The sequence below is a fragment of the Oceanirhabdus seepicola genome (assembly GCF_023684385.1).
GTDB classification, from domain to species: Bacteria; Bacillota; Clostridia; order Clostridiales; family Clostridiaceae; genus Oceanirhabdus; species Oceanirhabdus seepicola.
In genome coordinates this window covers 501,046-514,195 of record NZ_JAGSOJ010000001.1, presented here as the reverse complement: position 1 = coordinate 514,195, position 13,150 = coordinate 501,046, and the positions used below count along the sequence as shown (strand labels likewise).

The 13,150-nt window shown below is 27.5% G+C and carries 9 protein-coding genes; 8 read left to right on the top strand and 1 reads right to left on the bottom strand.

From position 1 onward, the window contains the following. The first annotated feature begins 2 nt into the window (after positions 1-2). The 6 genes from KDK92_RS02295 (at position 3) to KDK92_RS02270 (ending at position 7,964) form a co-directional block, all read left to right on the top strand. Positions 3-1,049 carry a hypothetical protein gene (locus tag KDK92_RS02295; protein ID WP_250857421.1) on the top strand — a complete coding sequence of 349 codons (1,047 nt, stop codon included), beginning with the start codon at positions 3-5 and terminating at the stop codon, positions 1,047-1,049. Between the two features lie 180 nt (positions 1,050-1,229). Further along, on the top strand, positions 1,230-3,029 hold the full coding sequence (locus tag KDK92_RS02290; RefSeq protein ID WP_250857420.1) for a glycerophosphodiester phosphodiesterase: 1,800 nt from the start codon (positions 1,230-1,232) through the stop codon (positions 3,027-3,029). Between the two features lie 132 nt (positions 3,030-3,161). Beyond that, on the top strand, positions 3,162-4,727 hold the full coding sequence (locus tag KDK92_RS02285; protein ID WP_250857419.1) for a hypothetical protein: 1,566 nt from the start codon (positions 3,162-3,164) through the stop codon (positions 4,725-4,727). Positions 4,728-4,936: 209 nt separating this feature from the next. Further along, on the top strand, positions 4,937-5,092 hold the full coding sequence (locus KDK92_RS02280) for a hypothetical protein (protein WP_250857417.1): 156 nt from the start codon (positions 4,937-4,939) through the stop codon (positions 5,090-5,092). A gap of 207 nt (positions 5,093-5,299) precedes the next feature. Next, positions 5,300-5,617 (top strand): RpnC/YadD family protein, encoded by a 318-nt coding sequence (locus KDK92_RS02275; protein ID WP_250857416.1) that lies wholly within the window; start codon positions 5,300-5,302, stop codon positions 5,615-5,617. A gap of 322 nt (positions 5,618-5,939) precedes the next feature. Next, positions 5,940-7,964 (top strand): methyl-accepting chemotaxis protein, encoded by a 2,025-nt coding sequence (locus KDK92_RS02270; protein WP_250857415.1) that lies wholly within the window; start codon positions 5,940-5,942, stop codon positions 7,962-7,964. Between the two features lie 31 nt (positions 7,965-7,995). Here the strand turns inward: KDK92_RS02270 and KDK92_RS02265 are convergent, their stop codons facing one another. Further along, complete coding sequence (locus tag KDK92_RS02265; protein WP_250857414.1) at positions 7,996-9,087, bottom strand: sensor histidine kinase; 1,092 nt, start codon at positions 9,085-9,087, stop codon at positions 7,996-7,998. A gap of 1,496 nt (positions 9,088-10,583) precedes the next feature. Between KDK92_RS02265 and KDK92_RS02260 the strand changes: the two genes are divergently transcribed. Next, on the top strand, positions 10,584-10,961 hold the full coding sequence (locus tag KDK92_RS02260) for a hypothetical protein (RefSeq protein WP_250857413.1): 378 nt from the start codon (positions 10,584-10,586) through the stop codon (positions 10,959-10,961). A 672-nt stretch (positions 10,962-11,633) separates the two neighbouring features. Beyond that, positions 11,634-13,097 (top strand): LexA family protein, encoded by a 1,464-nt coding sequence (locus KDK92_RS02255; protein WP_250857412.1) that lies wholly within the window; start codon positions 11,634-11,636, stop codon positions 13,095-13,097. The last annotated feature ends 53 nt before the right edge of the window (positions 13,098-13,150 follow it).

Sequence of the window (13,150 nt, the reverse complement as noted above, 5' to 3'; positions counted from 1 at the left end):
ATATGAAGAAATCATTAAAACTATCAGCTCTAGCATTAATTTTATTTTCAACCTTACTGTTTGTTGCATGTGGTGGGAATAATAATAAAGAGATTTCCTATTCGTGGGGAGAAAATTTGAACAGTATAGTTCAAAAATTAAATAATAAAAATATCAAATATTATTTGCAGGAAGATGATAAAAGTGCATTAATACGCGTGAAATATAGTGATATCGGGGTTGAAGGTTATTTTCAAGATCAAGTATTCTATTTTGCTAAGGGATTGCTGATAGAAGAGGAATCTGTGGAGTTTGAAGTGCCAAGATTAATTCTAGTTGCTGATTCTGTAATTAGTGAAGAGATTGATAAAACGATGGCGAAAAAAGAAATAGATAAACTTACTGAAAAGTATGGAGAACCTGATGAAAAGCCTGAAAATGAAGAGGATATAGCGGGATATACTTGGAATAAGGAAAATGAAATTATTTCAACAGAATATCATAGTGAGTACGGTTTATTCAGAGTATCTACTAGATTAAATGAAGAAGAAAGAAAAGAAATTAAAGATAAAGAAGAGAAAAAAGTTGAGTTAGGTTCTGGAGAGAATATTGAGTATAAGTGGGGAGAAAGTTCAAAAGAAATAATAAAGAAATTCCAGAAGGAGAATGTTAAGTACTATATAGGTGAGGAAGCTAATGTAGAAGTAATTAATATTGCTCTTGAAGGAGAAGATATTTTTGAGGCTACTGCTGCAAAGAGTTTTTATCTTTCGGATACATTTATTATAAATGATGAAGAGGTCAAGTTTAATGAAAATAGACTTTTTGTTGTAACTGAGAGTAATTACACTACAAAAGAAGAGGTTATTAAGAAAATTGAAGAATTAACTGCTAAATATGGAGAAGTGACTAGTAAACCAGAAGAAGGAGATTATACAGGTTACACGTGGGAAACTGAAAATAGTATTATCTCTACTGTATTTATAGAAGAATACAATGTATTTACGCTATCATATAGATTTAAAGAAAATGATAAAGCGAATTTCTTGAAATATAAAATTGAAAAGTAATTAAAAAGCAGACCTTCGAGGTCTGCTTAAAACTTGTTTATGATCTTTTCTATATTCTTATAGGCTTTTGATTTAGTTTAAGGGTATATAAACGGAATTATGTAATATTAACTGTACATGTTTTTAATAAAATGATATTAATATTAAGTTAGTATTATTAATTGTAGAAAGGAGAATTTAATGGATAATAAGAAAGTACCGATTTTAAAAGAATATATAGATATATTCTTAGATATAAAAAGAAATCTAGGAATGATTATAAAATTTCAGATTCTAGAGAAGATAATTATATTTATTATACTAATCCCTTTATTAAAATATATCCCTTTGTTACTTATGAAAAGTAAAGGGTATGAGGTGTTAGCAAATGGGCTTATAACTAAATTTATATTTTCGTTGCAAGGGGTATTATCGATTTTTTGGATTATTGCTATATCAATAATTATTCTAATATTGGAGATTGGAGGATTAATAACACTATGTTATTTAATTTATACTAAATCAAAAGAAGTAGCCTTTAGGAGTGTGGCTAGATTTTGTATAAGAAAAACTAAAAGCTTCATGGGTATAGGCGGAGTAATAATGGGATTATATTTCATAATAATAGCTCCTCTGTTGGAGTTTGGAATACATACAAGTATATTTTCAGAAATTGCTATACCTGATTTTATTGAAGAGTATATTTTTTCAAATACATTATTAAATATAACATATGTATTATTAACATTAATATTAGTAGTTTTATCAGTTCAATGGATATTCTCTCTTCATATAGTTATTTTTGAGGGGAAATCTGCTTTGAAAGCTTTAAAAGAGAGTACTAGATTAGTAAGAAAGAATATTAAAGCTTTTTTAAGAGAGACTGTAGGATTTATTTTTATAAATTTTATTGTTCTTTTTATTATCGTAATTATAGCAATATTGATCATGGGAATTATTATTTCAAGCGTTAATATGGATACAACTACAGGACAGGTGGTATTCTCAGCAATAACTCTTTTAATTTCAATTGGAGTTTTTTCTTTTGGATTTATTGTTATTCCTATACAGGTCTATCAAATTACAAGGATGTATTTTAGATTTAAAGGTGAGATTCCAAGCATTAATTTAGAATTGAAAGTTAAAGAGAGTATTATTGATAAGATTTTAATGAGAAAAAGAACACTATGGTTAGTTGGTGTTGTTGCATTTATGTTCTTTAGTTTTTCGTCAAGATTAATATTGCTAGAAATAGAGAATACAAAATATAATGTTATGATAACAGCCCATAGAGGAAGCTCAAATGAGGCACCAGAAAATACTTTAGCTTCATTGAAAGCTGCAATAGATAATGGAGCTGATTATGCTGAAATAGATGTTCAGGAAACAAAAGATGGAAAGATAGTAGTAATACATGATAGCAATTTAAAGAGAACAACGGGAGTAAATAAAAATATTTGGGAGATGGAGTTATCTGAGATAAGAGAGTTGGATAATGGTAGTTGGTTTAGTGAAAAATTTAAAGGTGAAAAGATTCCTACTCTTGAAGAGGTATTAATGTATACAAATGGAAGATTGAAGTTAAATATTGAAATCAAAAAAAACGGTCATGAAAAAAACTTAGTAAATGAAGTGGTTAGAATTATCAAAGAGAGTAATAGAATGGATTCAACGGTAATAACATCTCTTGATTATAATGTAATACAAGATGTTGAAAAAATAGATTCTAAAATTAAAACAGGATATATTATGTACATGGCTATTGGGAATTTAGAACAATTAAATGTAGATTTTTATAGTATGGAAGTGTCTAATGTGAATGATTCATTCGTATCTAAAGCTCATAAAATTGGGAGAGAAGTTCATGTATGGACTGTGAATGATGAAGAAGATATGAAAGAGATGATTGAGCTAGGTGTGGACAACATAATAACAGATAAAGATAAATTGGTTAGAAAAGTTTTAGAAGAGAATAAAGAGGTTAATATATTCGATTTTTAGAAATAAAATAATGGTTTCTGTCTATTTCAAAAAGCCTAGGAGTAGAATTACTCTTGGGCTTTTGAAAAGTAAAAAGATGAAAAATTCTGAAAATTATGATAAAATGGATATTATTGTATAGTGGAGGGGTGTATGAGGAAAGGTAAATTAATATCTATAGGGTTATGCTGCTTTATTTTTTTGTCGTCAGTGATATTTCATTATGTAAGATTAACAAATGGTGAAAAGAAAGCACCAACTGAAACATGGAGCAAGAGTTTAAAATTATCTGAGGGAAATAGCCGATCAGAGCCAGCTATTTGTAGAATTGATGGAGAGTTAATATCCGTATTTGCAAAAAATGAAAATATTGAAATTATCAAATTTACTGATTTAGGAGAGATATCTAAAAAGTCAGTTATTGCCGAAGGGAAAGATATCAGAAATATCAGAGTTGTGCCTAAAGTGGACAACCTAAAGGTAATGTATACTGAATTAGTAGGTGATAAAAGAAAACTATCACTACTAACTCTTGATAAAAAATTTAATATAATAAACACAGTAGAAATTTTTGATGTTATTGATGCTGAGTTTTTGAATGAAGATAAACTGTGTATATTGAAAAAAAAGGGTATTGGAATTGCTGATTGGAGTGGGGAAATAGAAGCGTATTTTGAATCCGATAATTTAGGGAAGATAGAAGTCATTGAGAGCGATGGTAGGTATTTTATGGTTGCCTTAAAAAACTCAGGTGAGCTTTTGAGTTCTTTATATAAATTAGGAGATAAGACGTTAAAGTTCGTAGAATTTGAGAGAATAAATCTCAGTTCATTCAATAGTTTAAGTGAGATATATCTAGGGGAAAATGAGGAGCAGTTCTACGTTTTACTAGAGATGTACTACAAGAGCAAATATGCTGGAATAGATATGATTATTTATTCAAAAAGAGATGGAAATGTTATTAAAAGTAAAATAGATTTATCAAATAAGAATAAGATGAGAGACTTTACTAAAATTAATAATAAAGGTGAATTTTTATGTTCTATTCAAAGAGTTGTGGGAAAGAAAAGAGTTGAATATGATATTGCTAGAGTTTATTTAAAAGGTAGTGAAATAGAAGAAATAGAATATATAACAAAGAGTGCTACACAAAGTAGATATCCTCAATATTTAGAAAATACTATCATATTTATGGAAGAAAAAGATAGTAAAAAAGCCAATCTTGCCCTATTATCAACGATGGATGAAGTTAAGTTAATGGTAAATAATAAGCTGAATAATCATGAGAAAAGTTATGTATTTAGTGAAATATTCAATTTTATAGTGTATTCAATCATATTCTCATTCTTCCTTGGGTGGGTTTGGATGGTTTTTGGAATGTTTGTATTTATTGGAATAACTATATATAATGATAGAATTCATGATAAGAAGAAAAAGGCTAGAATTTTTTTTCTTGGTTGTTGCATAATGACGTTATTCAAGAATTACGAAGTTTATGGATTGTTTTATGTTAAAGCGAATGAATTAATGACAGGTGCCATGAATAATGAAATTCTAGGTATGGGAATTTCAGTACTTATAAGTATAGTAACATCTATAGCTGCATATATTGGATATAAGGATGATTGTGAAAGTATACCATTTTTGAAATTCATTATATGGTTCATACCAGATGTAGTATTAACAATGATGTTTCTTTATCCTTATATTATAATATAGAGATTTTAAGGTGTAAAATCATAAGCAAAGAGGTTGATGTATTATCATATCAGCCTCTTTGTTTAAGAACTATTTGAATGTTATAAAGAGATAAAAAATAACACTATTCGACATTATTGAAAATATCTAATAAGGTATATGAAACTATATATTGAATATTAAGATAACTTATTATATAATATATAATATAGAGTGATGGGGAGGGTTAAATGATGTGGGGGATATTATTAGCGGTAACTATTATTATATTTTTCTTTATACTCATAGGATCTGAATATAAGGTATATAATGGTCGTTTAATTTTCAAAAACGGTATTAGCAGACTTAAGAGAAGTTTAAAAACATATCATGATAAAAGATATTAGGAGTATAAAAATAAATAACAAGTTAAAGATTTGATGGATATTTGAATATGCATTAGGAATATTTATGTACTAAAGAATATAAATGAGGGTTTAGACTTGACTAAAACTGAAATGCTATTCACATAGATAAGTTTATCTTCATAAAAATTTAAAATTATAATATATTATATATATATCACTTGAAGTAAATAGGTATGGGGGATTATTGTGAAAGTAGACGATGAAAGAAGTTTAATTGAAGATATTTTAACTAGTGATTCAGTGAAAGATTTTTGTTCTAAAGTTGAAAAAGCAGTTGAAAAAGGGATGCGTAAAGGGATAGAAAAGGGCGTTGAAAAGGGAGTGGAGAAAGGGATTGTAAAAGGAATGGAAAAATCCCTTGAAAAAGCCCTTGAGAGCAAAGCAGTTGAAGAAAAATTAAAGATTGCTAAAAATCTTATTATATCAGGGCTAGATGATTCATTTATCTGCAATTGTACTGGATTATCAATGAATGATATTATCAAAATGAAAGATAGAATATAGACAATATAATTTTAGTTTCTTTAAATTCTTATTATAAAATGAAAAATAAAGAAAAAAATAACACCGAATAATTATTATGAATTATTCGGTGTTATTTTTATGTGATAAAAAAGTTTTTTGAATAAAAGGTAAATTAAAATCAAATAAATATAAAAATACCAATGTTAACAATAATTTGAAGGAAATAATAGTTGCTAAAAATACAAAAAAGAATGAATAAGTGATTAAAAGTGGGAAGATTGACAAAATAGATAAAAGTTTGTAAACTAAAAGTAAGTTAATTATTGTGGAATAGATTGAAATGTATGGAAGGGGCGGGGTTATGAATAAAAAAGTAGGTAAAAAAAGGATAATTAGCATTAAAGTTAGAATAATTACTATGTTTATTGCCGTTATGGTATCGTTAACGTTATTCTTGAGTATTCAAACCTATTCAAAATCACAGGAAATTCTTTATAAGACGTATAAAAATTCATCTATACAGACTGTAACAGAAGTTAAGAGATCTGTAGAATATTATTTAAAAGGGTATGAAGAGTTAGTTGAACAAATGAGTAGGGAAGCAAATGTGCAGAGCATAGTAAAAAAGCCAGAGCATGCACCGTGGTTAATGAAAAATTTAGAAGCGGTTAATCAATCTAGAGAAGATGTTAAAAATGCATATTTTGCTACTAAAGATGGGAGGTTTTATTTACATCCAGTTCAAGATTTACCAGATGGATTTGATCCAAGGGATAGAGAATGGTACAAAGATGCTTTAGAACATAAAGACGAGGTTGTGTGGAGTAACCCTTATGCAGATAGTGCAGATGGTATAATGACAGTAACAGCAAGTAAAGCTGTTTATGAAAAAAATACAAAAGAGTTCTTAGGAGTAATTGGAGTAGATATTCCAATGACAACTCTTTCAAAAAATATAAATGACATAAAAATTGGACAACAAGGCTATATATTTATGCTTTATGATAATGGAAAAGTTCTTACTCATCCGGATCCTAATCAGTTAGGAGAACAAATTCCAATAACAGAAATTGAAGAAGCGATTAAAATTAAAAATGAAGGTACTGTGGAGTACATTCATATCACTAAAGATAATGTGGTAGTAGAAAAGTTTACCTCTTATGTTACACTAGAAAAACTTGGTTGGAACATTATGGCTTGTATGTCTGTGCATGAGATTGATGAATCGGTGGAGGAATTAGGTGGTAGAATACTATTATACTCCGGAATAGGAATATTCATTGCAATAATTGTTGGATGGTTATTTGCAGTTTCATTAGTAAAACCTATTGAACGGTTATCAAGAGATTTAGAGATTATCGGTGAAGGGGATTTTTCAATACGAAGCAAGATAAAAGCTAAAAATGAATTAGGTTTAATGGCTATTGAATTCAATAAAATGGCAGATCAAGTTTCAGGTTTGATAAAAAATATGAGAGATGCATCTAAGAAAGTTAGTGAATCTTCTGAGATGTTAGCTGCAACATCAGAGGAGACTAATGCATCAGCAGAAGCGGTTACTAATGCTGTTGAGGAAATTGCCAGAGGGGCTTCGGAACAAGCTGGACAAGCAGAAAATGCAGCATTATTAACAAATGAACTTTCTGAAAAATTAGATGAGCTACTTGATAACTCAAGTACGATGATTGAATCAACAGAAGAAATTAAAAATATTAATGAAAACAGTGTTACTGTCATTGAGGAATTAAAAAATAAGAACGATGAAAATAGTAAATCGATTTTTAGAATTGAGAATGCAATAATAGAACTAGATAATAAGTCAAAGAATATAAGTGCATTTATTGAAACGATTTCATCTATTGCTGATCAAACTAATTTGTTAGCTCTTAATGCATCTATTGAAGCTGCAAGAGCAGGGGAAGCAGGAAGAGGGTTTGCTGTTGTTGCAGATGAGATAAGAAAACTAGCTGAAGCATCAAATCAAGCTGCAATGGAAATAAATAATATTGTAAGTGAAATACAAGCGGAAAGTAATAAAACTGTTAAGGTTATGGGAGAAGTTAAAAATATATCAATTGGACAAGATCAAGCTGTGAATGAAGTGAACAATTCATTTGATAAAATTAATTATTCCATTAAGTCTATAACTAAAAATATAATATGTGTTAATGAATCAATTAATAAATTGAATAAGGATAAAGATGAAATATTAGGATCAGTTCAAAATATTTCAGCTATATCTCAAGAGACAGCTGCTTCATCAGAAGAGGTAACAGCTTCAATGGAGCAACAACTTAGTGCAATTGAAGAAGTAAGTTCTTCAGCTGAGGACTTAAGTCATACAGCAACTGAACTAGAAAAAGAGATTAATAAGTTTAAAATTTAATACTAAAAAAGAATGCTAAGCATTCTTTTTTTTAGTTGAAATAAATATCAGAAAACTCTATAAATATTTTTTCAATATGTTCATTATATGAATATTCTTGTGGAGTTATATTCTCACAAATATCTGATTTAGGTGCAATAGTGCAGGGCAGAGATATATCAAATTCAGTTCCTTCATTAGGAGAACTTTTTAGTGTTATTGTACCATTATGAAGTTCTACTAGTGATTTTACTAAAGATAACCCAATTCCACTTCCTTCACGGTTTCTGTTTATGGATTTATCAGCTTGGATGAATCTATCGAATATTTTATCTTGTATATCTAAAGGTATACCAATACCTGTATCTTTTACTTTAATGCTTATAGTATCGTGATTATCTTTAATTGTAACAAAAATTTTTCCATATTCAGGTGTGAATTTTACTGCATTGGACAATAGATTTAAAATTATTCTCTCAATATTTTCAGGATCGCATGCAATTTCTTTTTCCTCAATATCGGTATCGAATATTAATTCAATGTTCTTATCTTCAATAAAAGTAGCTACTGAAAGAGTTATATCTTCTGTTATTCTTACTATATCATTATTTGACAAGGTTACATTTAGATAACCAGAGTCGATTTTAGTTAAATCAATTAAATTTCCAATCAATCTAATTAATCTGAAACAGTTTTGCTTTATGATTTTTAAATATTTTTTATCTTTAGTTGTTGTGTTTAGAGTTTGATTAATATTTTTTTCGAGAATTTGTTGAGCTGAAAATATAACATTTAAAGGTGTCTTTAATTCATGAGAAATATTTGCGAAAAATTCTGCTCTAAGCTGTTCATAGGCCTCAACCTGTTTGAGTTTTTCTTCATTTTTCTCTAAATCAATTTTAGATTTTAGTATCTTTAATTCATAATTATGGTTATCTAAAATTTCATTCAATAAAAGATTATGTGCATTTGTAAGTTCTTCGGATCGTCTATCAATTTCTTGTTCTAAAGTTTCTTTTACATGTAATAATTCTTGATTGCTTGAAGAAAGTGTGATTGATTGGATAAGGTGTTTTTTATAAAAAGTCTCTTGAAAAGCAGATATTAAAAAACATAAAAAACATAAAAAAATGGAATTCATCATATTGCCTGTTAGGACACTGCTTTTATCTAAAAAGTAAAATAAATGTACATTGAAAATTAAAGTAGGAAGCAATAAAAATATAACTCTCTCATATTTGTTCAAGGTTGTGAAAAATGCAAGAGTAAATAAGCAAATTATCAGTGAAGATATCTGACCATGAAGAAATTGAGCGTTTATTGATAGAAATAATATCCAAATTAAAGTAATTGTTAAAAATGAATAATGAAATATTTTTTCAGTAATATATTTTGAGTGAATTTTTTCTTTTAAAATTGTGTATAAGGATAAAAAGAATGTCATAAAAATTAAATACGCTATTCGTGAATAAAAAAGAGAGATGAAATTACCATTGGTTGAAAAAAATTCTCTATTATAAAAAATGTCTACCATTAATAGTATTATGTTGGTGACAAATAAAATCAGTGCTATTAAATAATCACGCATTAAATTAGATGTTAATATAAATTTATTTATTTCAACTTTCTCTTGAAATTCATAGTTAGATTTTATATTAAGTAATGAATTTCCAAAATACACGTTAAACAAATTTTGGTATAGTTTATCAATAAGAAAGTTCATGATATCCTCCTGGAAATGATAATTTAATACTATAATAACATTTAAAGTAAAAATAGGCAATGATTTGACGAGGAGGGGATGTTTTTGTAAAATGTAATGAATGTAATTGGATTATATTTACATAAAATTGGAGTGGTTAAAGCGGGTGCCAATTTTAGAGAGTGTATAACATGGAAAAAAGGCACAGATTATAACTACATAGAAAAAAGACAAATCAATTATAAAATTTCATAATTGATTTATTAAATTATAGCCTTTCCTATGAATGAGGAAAAATCAATTTAAATAGGTATTATTGTTCCTAAATAAGGGAAGACTTTAGTTAATAATGTACGTAAAACTAGGGTTGTAAGTGATGTTAAATGTAGAAATCAACCTCAGTAAGATTTTTAGAGAATTATATGGATGTGATTACAAAATTTATATGTAAGTATGGATATAGTCAACTAGTAATATTTAATGTATTTTAAGAATATATATTATTAATTGTAGATAAGATAAGAGTTTAAGATGTGGTTGATTTGTTGAAATTGGACTTTTAGGACTTCTGAGTTGTAGATGAGATGGACAATGTAAATATAGTATTTAAGGACATTTAAGTGTCTTTTTTTAGTTGTTATAAAGGATTTTTTATTTAGTAAAAAGTTTGACATAAGTGTAAAAGTGTTGTAAAATAAATATAAGGTGCTTCAAATCTAAATTTCAGATCTATAAATTAGAAATATCAAATAAATTAATAAATTCTATTATAATTACACTATCGAAGTCTTGTTTCTATTATGAATCTTATGAGATATATTTTATTTTAATAGTTTTTTAAATTTAATTTTAAAATATAATTTTGTTATATTATGAAATAGTTTTATATTTGTTGTTTGATAATGAAAATTAATTGATAATAAAAAAGGAGTGATATTATGGAATATAATATAGGAACTATTGAACTACTTTCAATATTAGATGAAAATCCAACATATAGAGGGATCAATAAATTTGGTCATACGTTGTTTGTAAGAAAGAATACTAAAGAAATAATTCACAGAAAAATTAAAAATGCTGATAGAAAGAAAAAGCACGTTTCCCTTAATGATAAATGGAGATTAGTTAAACCTATAGATTATGAGAAAGCAAATGAACTATTTAAGAACTTTAGAGTAATAGAACTTAGGTTTGCGGATGGTACTAAAAGAATATTTAGAAAAATGCCTTATAATAATAACCCTATCATAGAGAGTGGGGTTCCAAAAGTACAAGATGCATTATATTACTGTTTAAGTTATCATGAAGAAGAATAAGAGACTAAGAGTACAATTATAATTGTACTTTTTGAAAAATACAATATACATAATAAAATTTAATAATATTATTTAAAAGTATTAAAAATGTGAAAGCTCTATCATACTAGGTGGAGCTTTCTTTTTTTACTTTATAGGAAATTATAAATTCATGAATCTGTGGATAAGTTATTGATTTGAACAACTATTCCAATGAAAATAATTTTTTATAGAGTAAAAAAATGAAGGGGTTGTAGGGGAAGTATTTCCCCTGCCGACTTAAGAAGGGTGCTCAGCAGCGATAGCTGCGTCGAAGGGAAACATAGGTTTCCCTAGCGAATCGCGTGTAACGCGACTTTTTTATTCTTTAAGAAATTATCACATGTAATCTTGCTTATATCAATGAGTTACATGTTTGTGAAAATACTTATGTGAGAAAGAATGTGTGATAAAATAGAAGTATTAGAACTAGAGTGGTTTAGAGAAGAAATAAAGGAAAGTATAAAAAATGTATAGATTTTATTGAGATAGTGTGTATGAGGAATAAACAACTAAGGTTAAAGTGTCTAATATTATTGATTAAGTTATTAACAAGAAGTATAATTAAATAAGAAAGATAATTAAAGAAAAAGCACAGTTGCAAATTGTGCTTTTTGTTATTTAGGAAGGAATTCACAAATTATGGAGGACAGTATGAGACTTACATTACAGCAAAAAAAAGTAGTGAATAGCAAACCAAGAAAACTCCTCTTAATTACGGGTAATACTAGTACAGGTAAGTTGACAACTTTATTGAATAGAGCTGCATATTTGAAGAATAATTATAGTTTCAATGAAGAGGACAAGCTTCTTTTTATTACAACTAATGAAGAGATGGAAGATATTAAGAGAAGATATAATGAACAAATTGAAGATAATAATTATTGTACTTTGTTTTCATTTTATAGTCAGAATATAGAGTTTATAGATAGAAAAAGTTTTTTATATGATTTATGGGAAGAATTTGGAGATAAATCTTTAAAGATTAAAGAGGATAATAATCTGTTTGAAAATCTTATAAAAGAAATAATTGAGCATATGAAAAAACAATATCCAAGAATTAAGTTATTCAAAAAGAAAAAAGCAAGTGCTTTTCTTAGAGAAATAAATTGGATAGAATCAATGGGAATACTATCAGAAGAAGATTACTCTAATTGTGTTAGAAAAAAAGCCCCTAAGGTTAAAGATAAAGATAAGGTATTAGGGCAATTGAAGAAAAATGCATCTTCAAGAAAAGCTATGTATGGAATGTATAAATTATTTTATCAAGAATTAAATAACAAGGGATATACTGATATCTATCAAATAGTTAGAAAACTAATAGAGAAGAAAGCTTATTGTAATTGTAAATATGCACATATATTTATACATAGAGGAGAGTTATTAACTGAAAGAGAGTTGAAATTTTATCAGGAATGTGCAAGTGATAAGCGATACTCCACAATATCGGTGACCATAGATAAAGAGAAAGTTCATAATGAGACAGGAGTTTTAGTTAGAGGGAAAAAAATGGACTATTCATGTGTTTCTACAAAAGCAAAAAAGATAAGATTGAATAAAATTTTTCAAGTTAAATATGAAGTGTACAATGGTTACTTGTGGGATGGAATTGAAAAATTCAAGTTCATTGATTTGAATCATAATAAGCAATTTAATTTGAGTCAAGATTCAAGTGTTAATGATGAGTTGATTTTGCACGAGGAAGATAAAGATATAGAAATTAAAAAAGAAGAACTTCTTACAATACCTGTATTCAGTAATATTGCAGCTGGACAGCCGATGTACATTGAAGATGCTCAGCAAGATACAATGAATATGCCTAACTTTTGGTTCAAGGGTAAAAAAGATATTTTTATGTTAAAAGTTAAAGGTGATAGTATGATAAATGCTAATATTCATGATGGTGACTATGTGATAATTCACAAACAACAAGGTGTAGTTCATAATGATATTGTTGCGGTAAGTTATAATGGAGAGGCTACGTTGAAAAGGTTAAATCTTAAAGAAGAAAATCCGATGTTAATGCCAGAAAATGATAGGTATGATCCTATTGTTATAATAGGAGAGGATATATATATATTTGGTAAAGCTATTGGAATTGTTAAAGGAAAAGCTTAAAAGAAATGTAGAATGTAGAATGATTGACATTTCGCTCCACGAAATTTAATCTT